Genomic DNA, 15,975 nt, shown 5'->3' with positions numbered 1-15,975 from the left:
CCCGAAGGCCTCAGCGTAAAAAACATGTTGTGCGACCGTTGCACTACGCTGCGGCCAAATACAGGGATTCGTCATCAGCAAGACGGTCGAGGTGCTCAGAAAGCAGATCAAGGCCCGTACCGCTGACAGCGAGACCGGCGGTGTGGCCGCCCGGAACATTGTCAATTTCGCGTTGATACCAATGAACGATTACGAGCGTAAGAGAAACGGTAGCCACAGCACCAAGGTCCGTCGATGTCCACGTCGTCCGGTCATTCAGCCGGGTCTTCCCAATCAATGTGAAAACGGAACCGACAGGTATGTCGGTATTCTCGTTGCGTCCGAGTATCAGCGATGACTCATTGATTGAATCGACGAAGAATCTCATTGGATGAGGTCGCACAACGGAAGGGTTTTACGAAACCGCCCTAAACGAAGCGAGCGTTGCCTGAACTGTCGGAAATTTTACCAAGGCCAGCTCGCGTGACCAACCAAGGAAGGTGTGCCGAAGGCCTAGCGTAAAAACCATGTTGTTTGCCGCTACTTGCGAGTTCGGCCGTACTCCACGTGCGGCGAGACATCGCTCCAGAGTTCCATGAGTTCTGCGCGGGGGACAGTCATCGTCGCAATAAACCGATCGAGAATTTGGGACGGAGTGAATGCGGTATGATTGCCATGGAAACGCAATTCCCAGTCCCATTGGTCGTTGGCGTAACCAACCATCATGCGAAACAGAAGCGCACCATCGGCCCATAGAGTTACGTAGAGGTGTCCGCCGAAAGAATCTGCCGCCGCGAGTAGCCATTCACCGTCATGATCAACAAGCGATCGCGTGATCGTCCAATGCGAGTATTGCTTGATACGGCGTGAATTTTCACAGAACGTCTCAGCGACGCTCATAAGTTTCGGGTCGCCGAAGTGAGTTAAAATTGCCATTTCGATCGACTGCTGCGGACAACGGGTTGTGTGGCCGACGCCGCCCCTGATCGAAGCGAAAAAACGTTGGCCAACGAGAAGATTATACGACGAGAGCCCGCGCGGAATGAAGAAAGAAGGCGTTTGCGGCATGGATGCCGCAACTCAGCGGCCACACATTGTTGTGTGCCACTTGGCCGTGCTTAGTCCGTGTCTTCATGGTATCGGAACGCATTACATTCGGCACATCGAAATCCATAGTAAGTCAATGAGCCGTAGTCATGGTGAGCGACAGAAGACCAATCGGGACACCTGAACCACGCGGCGATGTGGGCACTTGGCGATTCGGCTGCAGGGGAGACCGCAGTCGCTGGAAGCCTGCCCAGAAACACACACGGGCGTCTACAGCAGAATTGCCAGTGTTCTCCTTGCCATGCTAGATATGTCGGCGTTCGCACCAGTTCAAGAAGGAACTCGGTCTCAATGCGAACGTGAAACCACGTTTCTTCTGGGAACTTCGGATCGACTGGATGAGGAATCAACTCGTAGTCACTGAGGATTGACGGATCGCTGAGTGGAATTCCGTGTGTGAGGCCTTTTTGCGCGTCTTCAACGCGAACCATTCCAAATTCGGTATCAACAGTGTGTTCGACGCCACCATTACGAAAGCATTTGTAGCACGCACCGGAAAAACGAACTGATGCAGGTCGTCCACACATCTCGCAAGAACCCGCGTCGTCAACCGCCGCGTGAGCGACAGGAGCGAGAAAGAGTGGAAAGGGCATCCCAAGATCGTCGAACGTATTCATAAACGATGAACCTGTGGCACACAACGGGAAGATTGTCTGTCGCCGCACGCCACCGAAGCGAACGGCGCTGAACTACGAATGATTGTAGCAAATCGGACAGCGTTTGAATTGATAAGCGGCGATCGCGCAGCGACCATGCAGACAATCTGTGTTGGTTGTTGGCACGGTTACCTACTCGTCGTATACGGAGTACGTACCGTCACCTAGTCGAATCTCCGTCGATTTGCCGACTCTTTTTGCACGAAGCACTGACCGAATGATGGCGAGTGCCTTATCGGGATCAGTGATCGTAAAACTGATGTCGAAGTAAGGCCGCTCGCCAAGCCCCGTGCCAGCACCGGTCCATTCACCAACCCCGTCTCTTGACAGGGCATCCACTAACGCGTCCTCGACTTCTGATCGATCATCGTAGGGAAAGTCGTCACGGTAGAGAACGATGAAGACTTGATCGTCTTGATTCTCGACCTGTCTGAGCAACTCTTCTTTGTCGATTTCGACCCACTCACCAGCCTTGACCCCGTGCTCGGCTAGTTCGCTCTCGTCACGACGCCCAGCCTCAACGTCTTCAGCAAGACGCATGATCTCGTGTTTGGATAGCTTTGGATCAGGAGTCACGTTTGGATCCTCGGTCGAGCAGGAAGAAAGGAATAATACGCAAACGGCAATCGCAAGCGCGGTCACGCTGATAATTGACGAGTTAACCGTTTGAGGACGAGACACTGAGAGCAACCAACGGAAGGTTTTTACGACACCGCCCTGGACGAAGCGAACGACGTCTGAAGTGCGAGAGATTGAACCAAGGCCATGGCCCGTTGTCAAAGAGCGAAGGTGTGCCCGGAGGGCCTCAGCGTAAAAACCATGTTGTGCGACCGGGGGACGCGTTAAAGCTGTCCATCTGAAACAGCGTGAAACCAGTCATTCATGGCCGCAACCACTTGCTCGCGGTCTTTCGTGCGAATTTCATGCAATAATTCGCCATGAAAGTCGCCAGCGTACAGAACGAGTTTGAATGCGCCGTTGTCCCAATCGCCTTCCGGCGTCCAGCCGAGGTCAACCAACCGATCGTAGCGCTGGTGGCGCGCTTGGTACATGTCCTGTTTGAACCACAATGAGAGATTGTCAGCAAAGAGCTCAGGCGTCGGATCGACAGCATGAAATTGATGGTAGCCGACGGCCCAACCGGATGTAACGATCAGGTCTTGGAGCGGGAAGGTCACAGTACGGTAGGCCGCCCAACGGAAGGTTTTTACGACACCGCCCTAAACGAAGCGAACGATGTCGGAACTGAGGAAATTGTACCAAGGCCAAGGCCCGTTGCCAAAGAGCCAAGGTGTGCCGAAGGCCCTTGCTTAAAAACCATGTTGTCGGGCACTTGAAGCGAGATAAACCGCCGCCATCGCGCAAGGCGTGTTAATACACCAGCAACCGCATCAGATTGAAGCGGACTGCAAGAATGCGACCCGTGCAATGTACAGCAAGAGTATGGAACCGCAGAACAGCCAGATCGTGCGCCGCTGCACCAGTTTAAACTCGTCACTCCGGTTAGCGGTCGAAAAAAGTAATGTGACCGAGGTAAAGAACGGGTCAGAGCGTTCAGTGTCTGTTGGCTCGGCGATGCGTTTGAGCGAAGCAAGTGATCGCACGCCCGCGACAAACAACCCAATGGCAATCAGTGTGAGAACGGCTGGCATCACGAATGACTAGTGCCCGACAACGGAAGTTTTTTACGACACCGCCCTAAACAAAGCGAGCGATGTTTGAACTACGAGAGATTGTACCAAGGCCAAGGCTCGTTGCCAAAGAGCCAAGGTGCGCCGAAGGCCTAGCGTAAAAACCATGTTGTGCGACCGGCAATCTACGGTTGAGGCCCGCCATATCGTGAACGGTACCAAGAGTCTAAGCGAAGAGCGACCAACACGGGCCAGCAGAAAAAGCCAAACACCCAAACGATCGGATCACGCCATGAGTAGCCGGGATTGCCGAAGTCGGGCAGTTCACTCTCGTCGATGGGTGGAACGTGCAAGTGATCGTTGCGATGCACAAACCATCCGCCGATAGAGAGAACGCAGAGCGAGCCCCAAAGGCAGATGAGCCCGACAACGAAGAGCGCAATGATGTGCGGCAGAATATGTATCGCATCGCCTCACGGTAGGTCGCGTAACGGGTTGTGTGGCCGACGCCGCCCCTGATCGAAGCGAAAGACGTTGACCAACGAACGGATTATACAACGCAAGCCCCGTTTGAGTGAAGAAGGAAGGCGTTTGCGGCATGGATGCCGCAACTCTGCGGCCACACATTGTTGTCCGCAGCTAGCCCCGCGATTGATTCTCCACATCGAGGTCAAGAGCACCGGGATATGCAGCACGGAAAGCCTCCGAGACGGAAGCACCAGCACCAATCATCAGTGTTGCGGACGAATCCCAGCACACGATCTCGAATTCAGCGCCCGGAAACTGCGGTTTGGGCGCCCCGTGCCAGAAATCTGGATTTCCGTCGGCGCTGGGTACAGAATCGAGCATGGTGGGGTCGAAGTCCGCGTCGGCAGGCAACGCGGACAGTACCGACCAAACAAACTGCGGGCGCCCAACTGCGAAGTCGTAAAGCGTGTCACCATCAATCAGGTAGCGGCCGTACACATTGTCGGGAACGGGTAGTTTTCTGTTGATCTCAACGTCAGTCCAAAGCCACCGACGACTGCGAATCGTCGATTCAACCATCGAAAAGAAGGGAAACAGGTCGGAGTACCAGTTAATCGTCGGCGATGTTTCGATGATTAAGTTTGCCATCGTTTGACCTGCGGCGGACAACGGAGTTATGTACGACTCGGTGTCGTACTTGATGGGGAGGAGACTCCACGCTGGAGTCTCGTTTTCGATTTCCTTGATTTTAATCCATTTTTGATGACGAGGTACTGCTGGTTGCTGCAAATTTCGTTCGGCTTGTGGAATGGATTTCCAGTTCCCCGTTGCCCTCGTTGCGAAACCGCAGCCAGCTTGTATGCGATCACGACGGTCTTTTCCGAAGCTTGCCGTTGCAACAATCAGCAACCGCTTACTTCGGTGGCGAGCGTTGGGGGAGCTTCAAATACCGACCGGTGATATGCATTTGTAGCATTGTGAAAAATTCTGCGGTGGCAAACCGCTCTTGCTGTTCTCTTGTGAGCCAGCGAAGTGAGTCGCTCCACTGCTCCTCCGGCGGAATCGATAGCGTCACAAATCCTGGTCGCTTCATCGTCGAGGTGATACCGGGGCTCGAGATCTTGGGACTGTAACTGTTGCTCTTGATCCGGTTTGAGCAAGCTTCGCTTGATCGGCAGACATTCGAGGGAAGTTTAGGGTTAAGAAACGAGGCGAATTGCGATGGGGGTTGAGCGTCGACGGGTAACGCTGCTGACTTGCGTTCGCCTGGGCACGCGGATTGTTGCATTCGATGCGGCAGTGCGAGTGGTGGATTGCTCGCCGTTGGTGCACGTGTGGTTGCAATGAACGACTGCCGATGAAGCGGTTTTGCTGCGAGTGAAGGAACGCAATCGGCTTGGAAAGCCGAGCGACAATGAGTTACGCAAGTCTGGTTGCGATAGCGATGCCCGCAAGTCTTGTTCGCTGCTGCCGTCGCTATCGCGACTGAGATCGTGGGAAAGGACAGGGAGAGGCGAATCGTTGCTCTGGATTGATTCGTTTGTCCTGCTCGCAATCATGAAACTAACGGCGGAGTGCCGATCAAGCGGTTTGCTGCGAGTGAATAAACGCAATCGGCATGGAAAGCCGAGCGACAATGAGGTGCCCAAGTCTTGTTGCGATAGCGAGGCCCGCAAGACGTTTCTGCGGGCTGACGCCCGCAGCTAGGTACTTTCGTCGCTATCGCGACTGAGATCGTGGGTAAGGACAGGAAGAGTCGAATCGATGCTCTGGATTGATTTGTTTGTCCTGCTCGCAATCATGAAACTAACGGCAGAGTGCCGATCAAGCGGTTTGCTGCGAGTGAATGATCGCAATCGGCTTGGAAAGCCGAGCGACAATGGGCTGATCAGGGAGATTCGCTGACGTTACTTTTTTGTTAGCGTTAGGGTGTACTCGACGAGGTTGACCAGCTGATCGGCGGTCATCAATCGCTGCAGATCTTGGGGCATCAACGACTTGGATTGCTTTTGAAAGATTTCAATTTCATCCTTGCTGACCGTTTGATCGATCCCCTCGGCGTTGCGTAGTGTGACCGATTCCGCGGTATCGCTGACCAACAATCCGGTGATCGCCGAACCGTCGTCAGTGAGCAGGCTGTAGGTTTCGAAGTTGTGACTGACCGCCGCGCTGGGGTCCAGAATCGAAACGTACATCGCTTCCCGCGATAACTTGCTGCCGATCTCGGACAAATCCGGCCCGACTTCCTTTCCTTCGCCATTCACTTTGTGACAGTTGATGCACGTCCCTGTTTTTCGGAACACCTCGGCGCCGGCAGCCACGTCACCTCGTCGCTTGACAAGCGTTCCTAGCGGCGGCAACGGTTGGCTGTCGGCGGTCGCAGGAAGCTCTAGATATTTCGCCGCTTCGTTGCGAATCGCTTCCTCTTCGGTCGATAACAGCACGTTCGCGGCTGCAAACCTTAAGTCATCTGGCAATTTTCGAGTGACGACCAAGTCGAGCAGTCTTTTGCGACCGTTGGGACGTCGCGAGATTCCCTCTAGCGCCGCGACACGCACTTCGTTGGGCAAACCATCCGTCGTAACCAGCGGCAACAACAACGAGACGGCTTGATTGCGTCCCGCATGCCCCACCAACGTCACCGCCGCAACACGCCGCTTGATGTCATCGCTTTGCATTGCATCGAGCAGCAACGATTGACGATCCATCGAAAACAAGATCTCCGCGGCACGGACACCGCTGGTTTGGTCGTGGTGCGTCAGACTGAACTCGACCAAGTCGTCCGCCATTTCGCTGAATTTGAAACGCCTTAACAAATCGAAATACGCGTCCGTTCCAGGCTGGGCACGCAAATAGCGCAGTACCGAATGTTTCGCTGGACCGCTACCTTCAAAGTCGAAATCACCAAGTCGCAAAACCGCTTCGACCACCAACTTGTCTTTCTGGTTTCCCGCGGCAACGGTGGAACTCGCGGCTGAAATGACCAAACGTTTCAGCGACTCCTCTTTCTCCGTTGCCTCATGGAAATCCAGTGCGCGAAGGTAACGTGCTTGATCTGCTTCGCTGGTGGCTGGATCTTGCAAAAGTTTCGCCAGATAGGCAGGTGCCAATGCGGATCGACTTCGCCAAACGATGTCACGTCCTGCACGCGAATCCCAATGCTCACCCACCTTTTCGAGCCAAGCGGCGAAACAGGCGTCCGCGTCAGTATCGGATGCCAATCCAAGTGCTTCGAGGTACCAGCGGTCGTGGCCGTCATGTTGCAGCGCCAGCTCGGCCCACCAATTTGCCTTTTGAGCCGCGTTGGTATGGCGAAGCGCGACCAACAATTCACGACGTACTTGAGATGAATCGTCCTTGATCAACCGGGGAACGTAGTCACTAACATCGTGATTCAATTGACGCGCTAAGCGGACGCCGACGATGCGAATATTGGGATCATCGTCCGCGATCGCTGCGGAAACGGTTTTCTCACCACGCCCCTCGATCTTGCCCAGCAACCAAAACGCGCGAGCACGATAGATCGGATTTTTTGACGACGCCAGCTTCGCGAGTGCCGATTCGGCATCCGCTCCTCGCTTGTGCAGCGATTGCCAAGCCATCGCGCGAACCGCGTAGTTCGGGTTCTTGAGTCCCTCGATGGCCCCGTCGATGTTGGTGAAATCAAACTTTGGCGTTTGGTATTTGCCGTCGTGATCACTCGGCACGATTCGGAACAAGCGACCTCGATCGAGATCCCCCATCCCGTGGCCGCCGACGCCAGGATCGTACCAATCGGCGATCACTAACGATCCATCGGGAGCCACCTTTACATCGGACGGGCGAAACCATTTGTCGCGTGTACCGGTCAAGATGTCACGGATTTCGGCCCGATAACCAGCGCCGTCATTTTCCAGTAGGTAACCGCGGCAGACATTGGGTCCCGCGTCACAGTGAATCAAATCGCCTCGAAACATCGGCAACAAATCACCTTCGTAAACCGTGATCCCGGTGGGCGATCCTGCGCCGGTCAACAGCAGGTTCGGAACAACGCCTGGATCGTTCAAATGCCAGTGCTGTTCGGGAATCGCGGTGCTCATCCCCGTCCGAGGTGAGCGCCATCCAGCACCTGTCTTTTCGTCTTTGTAACCGTAGTTCCCAAATTCCATCACGTAATTGATTCGCACGCCTTTGTTGCCATCGTCATCGTTATCGGATTGCCAAATGGATCCGTACGAGTCGACGGTGACCATCCAGTTGTTACGAAAGTTCCAGCCGAGCGTTTCAAATTCGCTGCCATCAAGATTGCAGCGGAACACCATCCCCTCTTGATAGGGTTGCCGTTTCGCAGCGACTTCGTTTCCGGCGGCATCGATGATCGGATTGCCGTCTTTGTCTTTGATTTGGTTTCCAGCATTCCCAAAGTTGAAATACAACTTGCCGTCGGGTCCAAACGTAAACGCATGGATGCCGTGGTCGTGTTGGGTTCCGGAAATGCCGCTGAACAAGACCTGCTTGTCGTCCGGTTTGTCGTCACCGTCCGAATCGGTAAACAGCAGAACTTTGTCACCCGCCGACACGATGACTTTATCGCCGAGCACACAAACCCCATGAGGCGAATCGATATCGGTGCCTTGGTAGAACACCGTTTCCGTATCGGCTTGCCCATCGCCGTCGGAATCTTCGAGAATCAAGATCCGGTCTCCTTCGGCACGTTTTCCTTTGTGACGACGGTAGTTAACGATTTCACAAACCCAAACGCGGCCGCGATGATCGATGTCGATGTTCGATGGGCTTAGCAGTTGTGGTTCGGCCGCGAACAACGTCGCCGCCAAACCATCGCCGACATCCAAACCGTCCAGGGCGTCGGCCACCTCATGCGATCCTGACGCTTCGTTACGCCCCTTGGTCGGCAGTGCCGGCTTGGCGGTGTAGACGAGAAATTCAACTTCCGCAGCGTCGCCACCACTTTGATCGGTTCCACCGTTGTCCAACCCGCCTGTGGCAACGAAGCGGTCGTAGCCCTCGGGCAGATCAAACGCGATCAGCGAATTGGCGTGGGTGCCGATCCCATAGGTGACCGCATTACCCGCGATCTTTAGCGGTCCGCCGCCTGCGTTTTTATTGACGCGGACCTTGCCCCACTGAGCCGATGCGTCTTTCCACTGCAGATCGGTTAATTTCTTTTCACCCTTCGGTCCGACCAAGCGGGGTTCGGCCCAGTCCGCCCAGTCACAAGAGAATCCATTTCCAGCGTCGGTAACGACAAGGTACAGCTGTTTCGCGGCACCGAGAGGGACATCGATCGCAACGGCATGTCCCGGAGTCCGTTTCGAAACCGGTGAGCTTTTGAAGATCGGTTTTACAGAACGGCTGGCTACCGCGTTGGCTTGCGATCGTTTGATCGCGGCTGGCCTGTCAGACTTTTTTTTTTCGTCTTGGCGTCGGCTTTTGCGGCCGGCTTTGGCTCGTCTTGGTTCGCTTCGAGCTCGTCCTGCGACGGGTTGCTGGTGGTGACACCGTGTTCGGGCACTTCGCCGTGTGCGGTCCAGACGATCGCGTTGAGCATCACTTTGCGAAAGCTCTCGTCGCCCCAATTCCAGTGAAAATGGCCTCCGGTAAAACCGAATCCGCGGCCGCCGCCGTCACGTTCGGCAGCCCACGCCATATGCTGGACTTCCTTGTTTGCGATCGCTTTGCGAACCGCGGGATTACCGCTGTGGGGTCCGTCAGGGCGGCGAAGTGTGTCTTCGGGCGGCAGCGCCGACAAAATCGGGGTGACGCCTTTCATCCCCTCGCGAAACCGCATGTGATAGTACCATTCATCATTGATCGCAAACGGTTTGACACCGCGGCTGATCGGATGGTCCGGAAACGTTTCGTATTTGGCAACCCAGTGCGGATTGACCGACCAACCCGCTTCAAAATAGCCACCGATCCAATCCAAGAATGCGTCTCCGGTCTTTCCGGCGGGTGTCTCGACGCCGTAGTGAACACAAACGAGGCCTACCCCCTTTTTCATCAGCGGGTCAAGTTCGTCGATGTGCGGATTCAACAAATGACGTTTACCACCGTCGCAATAGACAACGATCGTGTCGGCCCCTTCGAGTGCTTTGACGCCTTCGCTGGGCCATCCGTGCTTGATGACTTCGACATCAAAATTTGGCATCGCCTCTTTGAGCGTATTGGCAAGCAACAGAGATCCCGCGTAGTGCTCGTGCGCCCCATAGCCATGGCTCGGCGGTCCTGAAATGAAGACCACTTTTTTTCGATCTGACGAGCTGGAGTTGGATTCAGCGCGAACTTGGCTCATCGGGAGCATCAAGCTGGTCAAGAAACAGATCAGGCTCAGCATTCGCATCAGAAGTACCTATCAGAGGGAGAGAGAGTGAGTCAGAGCACGAGGGCAGGGAAAACGCGGCAGAACTTGCTTGATATCCGCCGGCCACTTGTCGGTCCCGAGTGATTGGGGTGGTCATGGACAGCTTAGACAGTGGCAAGATCGGTCACGTGCCGGGTGGCAGGCGGGAGAACAGCACGCTCAGAAAGCGTAATCGATCGGAAATCGCCGGTCAACTTTCCCGCAATAGACGCCCGCCAACACAGCCTTCGCCCCCATTGCGCCGACGCGGCTATTTAGCCATCGTCTGGCGTAAAACCTGGCACATTGCATCGTCGCGCTGCAGTTGTTCACCATGCTGAGGGCAAAAGACGGAAACCGGATCGAAGTACCGCCGCTGGATCGCCAGCGACAGCAGGTCTTCGGCCGAAAGCGTCTGCCGGCCGGCCCGCTTGGTCAAGGTGAACACCATGCCCCCGATCCCTTCAAACGCCCGATACACGACTTCGGTGCAAACCAATCGGTCCGACCGAGTAAAGTCGAAATCAAAATCGTAGGGTTTTCCTACATGAGCCTTCGCTCGTTCGATCCCTTTGGCAATGATCGCCGGATCGAGCTGAGGACGAATGACCGCGACGGCATCGTTGCCAAACGGCGAAATCATCGATCGTACTCGCACGCCGTCTTTGAGCGACTCGATCACTTGGTCGTCACCGATATAGAACGCGGCGTGCGGCCAATATCCTGGCAGGAAATAATTCGTCAGCGCGGTGTCTTTGCGAGTGACGAAGATGTCGCCTGGACGCAGCAACGTCGACAACTCAGCCGAAATCAACGCGGGCAGTTGAGGAATGTGGCTTGGGTTCGTGCTAATCGCACTGACGGCGAGCGATCCCCACTGCTGCACGGTGTAAATCAGTTGTCGCAAACTTCCTGCCAAAATACGTTCGCGAAAATCGCGTCGACGTTCGGCAATTCGCGAGCGAATGTATTGTCGAGGTCCGACTTGCACTCGCTGCAAACGAGTGTCAATCACGCTTTGGACTTCCTGCAGATCAGGGTGGCCGGCAGCCGTCTCAGCAAGCGAATCGTGATGGTCGATGTAAAAATGATTCGCTCGGTTCAGTTGTGTCGCATTGGATGGCGACGTCAACGTCAATTGAATCGCGTCAAAGCTGCCTGCGGGAATTCCGTACGCATCAAACGACTCGTTTAGCTTGCGACGCACGAGCGCGTTATTCGAGAAAAGATCTCGCAAACATCGCGCGGCATCCACCAGCACAACGGCGGCTGCGTAGGCACACAAAAATTCGCCGGGATGATCCTCGACGTCCCTACCAACCGATTGGCGAGTTGAGTGAATCAATTCCAACAGCGCGTTACGAGCCTTATGATAGGACACCCACAGGTGCGTCACCTGATCATCCTCGCTGGGTGTGAAGTACCCGCGACTAAGCGTCGTGCAAGTCTGCTGGAATTGGACCGCTTCGCCTCGTAGTCGCGTCATGTGCTGAGACAAATGAACGACGGTTTGGCAAGCGGCCTGGAGTTCGAAAGGTTGCATCCCGGCATTTTAGCCGATCCGAGACGCGTCATTGCATCACAATGACTTTAAATATTCGATTAGGTCGGCTGCCTCTTGTTCGGTTAGCTCCGCTTCGCCGTTGACCTTTTCGGGACTGTGCAGATCCGTGATGACCCGCTCGAGCGTTTTAGCTCGGCCGCTATGCAACCATCGCACTTTGCGGTAGGTCCCTCGCAGCGACGGCGTGTTGTAGCCTTCGTAAAAGTCGTCTTTGGAATTAAGGCCGACATCGTGAATTTCGTTGTCCGTCAAATGGGGGCCGAGGTGACAATCAGCACACGCCGCCTCGGAGCTGAAAAAGACTTGGCGTCCACGGGCGGCCGATTCCGACAATTCGCCATTGGGGTTCCGATATGGATTGGGGGGCAATTCGAGCGAGGCGAGATAGGCACGCACGGCCTTTGTCTCGCTTGCCGACGGCGGCTTGCCGATCATCGTAGACGTGAACGAATTGGCAATTGAATCATCCAAGCTCTGCTGCCAACCATGCCATGTGTACGGCTTTGTCTGCTGGACGCCAAACAGCGGCAACACGGTTTTGACCGTCAACTCGGTACCATCGTTCATGGTATCCATCGGCAATGCATTGGAACCGCCCTCTTGGTGACACGAATGACAGCTATACCACTGGTCCAAGCTTCGCGTCGCGTCGTGAAAGATCGACATTCCTTGGCGAGCAAGTGACATCGAATCGGAGCCTCCCAAATCGATTTCGTGCAGCAATTTCCGCTCGACCAAATCAACCACTTGCACCGAGTTGTTCAAATAGTTGGCAATGTAAGCAGTGCGATCATCGCTTGCGATTTTGATTCCAAGCGGACGTCCGCCGAGCGGAATTCGGTCGAAACGTTTTCGATCATACTGCAGTTCACGCTCGATCAAATCGCCGGGGCCACCGGCACCGATGAAGGGCAAGTCGGGCAATCGATAGAACAGCAATTCGTGAGTCCCACCTGCGGTGACAACCATTTGTTGCTCATCAGACGTGATCGCGATTCCATACGGATCGCCAATCGCCAACTCAGGCACGTCCAACGAAATCGCTTCACGATAGGCAGGCCCATCCAACCGGACTCGTCCAATCCGACTGGCCAACACCCAGCCTCGTTTGATGTTGCCAATGGTGATCGGATTCGAGCGATAGACCATCCACGGAAAATAGACTTGGCTGCCGTCCCGCGAGGCAACCATGTGCCCGAGATTGATCCCGCCCACGAGAGGCTCGTCATACAGTTGTTCAAACGACGCGGTGTCGACGACGACGATTTTGCCTTCGCCGCTACAACCGACCGCCAACCGTTTTCCGTCGGGCGAAATCGCAAGGTTTTTGGGCCAATGCCCGACATCCAATCGACGCGAGATCTTATTTTCGACCAAGTCGACTTCGACCAATTCCCCCGATGCAACCAGTCCAACGTAGGCGACCGAAGCGTCTGGTGACAACGCGACCCCCGCGGGTTCGAACCCCAATTGGATCCGTGCAACTTCCTGGATCGCTGCCGACCGCGAAGCCTTCTCAGCAAGCGATGATGAACCAGCGGGAATGTCGGATTCCCGAGTGTCCAGCGGAATGAGTCGATAGACGACCAATTCGCCGGACCACGCACAGGTCACGACGAAACGGTCATCGTCGTTAGTAAAAACAATGTCGGTGGGATGGTCTCCGCAAACAACTTCGTCCACGACGCCGCGGGATTCGGTTGAAACCAGCGAAATCGAATCCGAGGTCTGATTGACGGTCACAATCCATTGGCCTGCGGGCCACGTGGCAGCCGGATTGATCGCCAAATCAACGGGCGACCGGTCGATTTTGGAGTCGATTGTCACGTTTTCGGAGGACAATCGAGTGAGGTTTGTTGGATTTTTCGCGTTCGCTGGCGAATCCGCCCACGCTGGGATCGACGCGCAGCACCACAAAACCGCAACGAAACACACTCGAAACGGCAAATCCATGGACTTTGTCGCCATCACGCTCATGCGGGTCACGCGGAACCTTGTCACACGCGGCAAGCCGTTTTTCGCTGAGTATTTTGCCACCGTTGAATCCTAATTTCGTTGAATTGGCCTAAATCGGTTCGCTTATCTTATCCACCCCGTCGCCCTCGTATCAGCCCGGCAGGCCCCGCATCAGCCCGGAGGCAGCAAGGACGGAAGTCGATTGTCGGGAGAACGAGTCTGCAGATGTCCACTAAAAATGTGCATTCGATTTGCATGTCCCACTACCCCCGTGGGACTTTTCTGTCCGCTATAATACCGCCTTGCCTGCGATTCGGTGATCCCGAAGCGTTGCCTAAGCCCACTTCAACTCGTAGCATGCGAGAGTCATCCCTCCTGCCAAAGACGCTTTGATGGATCGCCACCGCGTGGATCCCGAAGCGAAAAAATTTTAGACGACCAACAAAACGGTGGCGGATAAGTCACCCCGATCGTCATTGCTTGGACAGCAGTCTGTGATGACGACCACTTTTAGATGATCCAATTTGCGGAAGATTCAAAACTGTTGAAACCATGCCGAGTGAGCATGGCGACAATGCCCCCCTTTTGATGAGGATATAGAATGAAGAACTTTTTAGTGCTCGGTTTGGCTTTGGCTCTCGTCTCGGCGACCACCGCAACTGCGGAACAGCCAGCGAAGAAAGGTGGATTGAAGAGCGGTTTGCAACCGGGTGAAAAGGTAGGTCCGTTCTACGTCACCAAATGTGCAGGCGCTGAAGACGACGGTGTCGCCGAAGGCAAAAACTTGTGCTACCGCTGCCGCAACGGCTCGAAGCCCCAAGTCATGGTTTTCACTCGCAGCAACGACCCGAAGGTTGCTGAGTTGGTCAAGAAGCTTGACGAAGCAGTAGCGTCGAACGAAGAATCCAAACTTCGCGTTTTCGTTAACGTTTTGAACGAAGACAAAGACGATGCATCGGATATCGCCAAGAAGTTTGTTTCGACCACCAGCGTCAAGAACATTCCTTTTGTCGTTCCTAACGAAAACGCAAACGGCCCTGACAACTACGGCATCAACCCCAAAGCCGACGTCACGGTCGTGATGGCAAACGAAGGCAACGTGAAAGCGAACTACGCCGTCGCTAGCGCCAAGAAGCTAAACGTTGACGCTGTTATCGCCGACCTGAACAAGATTCTTGATTAAGAATCATTGGGCTAGGTAGTAACAAAAAACAGAACGACGACGGTAAATGCCGTCGTCGTTTTTTTGTGGATAGAGTGATAGAGATGGCAACGTACAAGCACCGTGCCACCAGCCCTCGCCGAAAATCTCGCTGAAAGTTCGATTCTCGCCCCTCTCAACGCAAGTTGGCAGGATTAATCAATTTGTTGCAACTGCCTATCTAAAAACGGACGCGTCATTCGCAACGGCACCACTGATCTAATAGAGAGCTCTAATAGAGAGCTTTGATCGCTAATTGGCTCCACGTTTCCAATTGCTCGATGTCCGCTTTCAACTCGTCGATGCTGACGAAACCGCCTTCGGCTAGATCCGCTTCATTGCTTTGCACCTCAGGCGATTCCAGGACAAAACGATGAACGACGCCCAAGTGGACCTTGCCCACTTCGTTGGATGGGTCGTAGATCAAACCTTCTTGCGTCTCCTGGTAGTGAGAGCGAAGCTGGATCTCTTCTTCGATCTCGCGATGCATCCCGGTGGTATACGGATTGGCTCCGTCGGCGGCATCTTCGCGGCTGATGTGGCCTCCGATCCCAACGCTGCGTTTGGCATGCAAGCGTTTTTCTCCGCCGCCACCGCCGCGAGTGTAGGTGAACAATTTCTTCGTCCCGTCGCTCTCGGTCCATTCCAGCAGCACGTACGGAATCAACTGTTTAAAGCTAGGGTCGGTCTCCATCGGCGTCCGCGGTTGGAACGACAATTGGTCGCTGGCAAGAATGGGCAGCAAGAAGCGATCGACATCCGATTCAAAACCGTCAATCACGCCGATTGAGTTGATCACTGACTCGGGGATCACCAGGATGTGTTCTTCAGTAGACATAAATAGCGGGTCGCGATTTGCGGAAAAGAGTAAGCCATGGCAGCGCGACAATGAACGTCGCTCATGACGTTTGAACAATCAGCGGTCTAGACTAACGCTGCGAAGCATTTTTTTCGTAGTTACCTTCGCCAGAAGGTGGTAACCCGTATTCGCTGGCAACCATCCACGCTCTGGCGAGCGTAGCTACGAAACGCAAATGCCGCAATTCGCCGTCTCTGAAGACCTCACAACGTTT

Annotated in this window: 14 protein-coding genes; 3 read left to right on the top strand and 11 right to left on the bottom strand. The window is 54.7% G+C overall.

All coding sequences use genetic code 11. The features are described 5' to 3' along the window. Window positions 1-43: 43 nt before the first annotated feature. From ABEA92_RS20065 to ABEA92_RS20045, 6 genes are all read right to left on the bottom strand, one after another. The gene (locus ABEA92_RS20065; protein WP_345685630.1) at window positions 44-367 is read right to left on the bottom strand and encodes a hypothetical protein; all 324 of its coding nucleotides are present in this window, start codon (window positions 365-367) and stop codon (window positions 44-46) included. A 152-nt stretch (window positions 368-519) separates the two neighbouring features. Further along, complete coding sequence (locus ABEA92_RS20060) at window positions 520-1,047, bottom strand: hypothetical protein (RefSeq protein WP_345685629.1); 528 nt, start codon at window positions 1,045-1,047, stop codon at window positions 520-522. Window positions 1,048-1,097: 50 nt separating this feature from the next. After that, the gene (locus ABEA92_RS31400; protein WP_425572471.1) at window positions 1,098-1,679 is read right to left on the bottom strand and encodes a CbrC family protein; all 582 of its coding nucleotides are present in this window, start codon (window positions 1,677-1,679) and stop codon (window positions 1,098-1,100) included. Between the two features lie 195 nt (window positions 1,680-1,874). After that, entirely contained in the window at window positions 1,875-2,318 is a 444-nt protein-coding gene (locus ABEA92_RS20055) for a hypothetical protein (protein ID WP_345685628.1), read from the bottom strand. Between the two features lie 266 nt (window positions 2,319-2,584). Further along, window positions 2,585-2,920: a hypothetical protein gene (locus tag ABEA92_RS20050; protein WP_345685627.1), complete on the bottom strand. Its 336-nt coding sequence runs from the start codon at window positions 2,918-2,920 to the stop codon at window positions 2,585-2,587. Between the two features lie 1,092 nt (window positions 2,921-4,012). Continuing rightward, window positions 4,013-4,750, bottom strand: a complete 738-nt coding sequence (locus ABEA92_RS20045) for a hypothetical protein (RefSeq protein WP_345685626.1) — start codon at window positions 4,748-4,750, stop codon at window positions 4,013-4,015. Window positions 4,751-5,362: 612 nt separating this feature from the next. On the opposite strand from ABEA92_RS20045, the gene ABEA92_RS20040 reads away from it, so the two are divergent. Continuing rightward, window positions 5,363-5,548, top strand: coding sequence for a hypothetical protein (locus ABEA92_RS20040; RefSeq protein ID WP_345685625.1), 186 nt, complete (start codon window positions 5,363-5,365; stop codon window positions 5,546-5,548). Window positions 5,549-5,605: 57 nt separating this feature from the next. After that, on the top strand, window positions 5,606-5,746 hold the full coding sequence (locus ABEA92_RS20035) for a hypothetical protein (RefSeq protein ID WP_345685624.1): 141 nt from the start codon (window positions 5,606-5,608) through the stop codon (window positions 5,744-5,746). 2 nt (window positions 5,747-5,748) lie between these two features. Here ABEA92_RS20035 and ABEA92_RS20030 read toward each other — a convergent pair whose 3' ends face one another. The 4 genes from ABEA92_RS20030 to ABEA92_RS20015 form a co-directional block, all read right to left on the bottom strand. Beyond that, window positions 5,749-9,027 carry a PVC-type heme-binding CxxCH protein gene (locus ABEA92_RS20030; RefSeq protein ID WP_345685719.1) on the bottom strand — a complete coding sequence of 1,093 codons (3,279 nt, stop codon included), beginning with the start codon at window positions 9,025-9,027 and terminating at the stop codon, window positions 5,749-5,751. Window positions 9,028-9,197: 170 nt separating this feature from the next. Next, window positions 9,198-10,181, bottom strand: coding sequence for a ThuA domain-containing protein (locus ABEA92_RS20025; RefSeq protein ID WP_345685623.1), 984 nt, complete (start codon window positions 10,179-10,181; stop codon window positions 9,198-9,200). 271 nt (window positions 10,182-10,452) lie between these two features. Further along, window positions 10,453-11,724: a YiiX/YebB-like N1pC/P60 family cysteine hydrolase gene (locus ABEA92_RS20020; protein WP_345685622.1), complete on the bottom strand. Its 1,272-nt coding sequence runs from the start codon at window positions 11,722-11,724 to the stop codon at window positions 10,453-10,455. Window positions 11,725-11,760: 36 nt separating this feature from the next. Next, window positions 11,761-13,572 carry a hypothetical protein gene (locus tag ABEA92_RS20015; RefSeq protein WP_345685621.1) on the bottom strand — a complete coding sequence of 604 codons (1,812 nt, stop codon included), beginning with the start codon at window positions 13,570-13,572 and terminating at the stop codon, window positions 11,761-11,763. A 730-nt stretch (window positions 13,573-14,302) separates the two neighbouring features. Here ABEA92_RS20015 and ABEA92_RS20010 point away from each other — a divergent pair. Beyond that, window positions 14,303-14,884, top strand: a complete 582-nt coding sequence (locus ABEA92_RS20010) for a hypothetical protein (RefSeq protein ID WP_345685620.1) — start codon at window positions 14,303-14,305, stop codon at window positions 14,882-14,884. A gap of 250 nt (window positions 14,885-15,134) precedes the next feature. Here the strand turns inward: ABEA92_RS20010 and ABEA92_RS20005 are convergent, their stop codons facing one another. Next, window positions 15,135-15,740 (bottom strand): phosphoesterase, encoded by a 606-nt coding sequence (locus ABEA92_RS20005; RefSeq protein ID WP_345685619.1) that lies wholly within the window; start codon window positions 15,738-15,740, stop codon window positions 15,135-15,137. Window positions 15,741-15,975: the final 235 nt, after the last annotated feature.

Origin of the sequence: Novipirellula caenicola, from assembly GCF_039545035.1 — a bacterium.
Taxonomy (GTDB): domain Bacteria; phylum Planctomycetota; class Planctomycetia; order Pirellulales; family Pirellulaceae; genus Novipirellula; species Novipirellula caenicola.
This window is presented reverse-complemented; position numbering and strand designations above follow the sequence as displayed.

Excerpts from the sequence above, each read along its gene's own strand:
- ABEA92_RS20065 (WP_345685630.1), bottom strand. The coding sequence starts at position 367 with ATGAGATTCTTCGTCGATTCAATCAATGAGTCATCGCTGATACTCGGA.
- ABEA92_RS20060 (WP_345685629.1), bottom strand. The coding sequence starts at position 1,047 with ATGCCGCAAACGCCTTCTTTCTTCATTCCGCGCGGGCTCTCGTCGTAT.
- ABEA92_RS31400 (WP_425572471.1), bottom strand. The coding sequence starts at position 1,679 with ATGCCCTTTCCACTCTTTCTCGCTCCTGTCGCTCACGCGGCGGTTGAC.
- ABEA92_RS20035 (WP_345685624.1), top strand. The coding sequence starts at position 5,606 with ATGCTCTGGATTGATTTGTTTGTCCTGCTCGCAATCATGAAACTAACG.
- ABEA92_RS20025 (WP_345685623.1), bottom strand. The coding sequence starts at position 10,181 with ATGCGAATGCTGAGCCTGATCTGTTTCTTGACCAGCTTGATGCTCCCG.
- ABEA92_RS20020 (WP_345685622.1), bottom strand. The coding sequence starts at position 11,724 with ATGCAACCTTTCGAACTCCAGGCCGCTTGCCAAACCGTCGTTCATTTG.
- ABEA92_RS20010 (WP_345685620.1), top strand. The coding sequence starts at position 14,303 with ATGAAGAACTTTTTAGTGCTCGGTTTGGCTTTGGCTCTCGTCTCGGCG.
- ABEA92_RS20005 (WP_345685619.1), bottom strand. The coding sequence starts at position 15,740 with ATGTCTACTGAAGAACACATCCTGGTGATCCCCGAGTCAGTGATCAAC.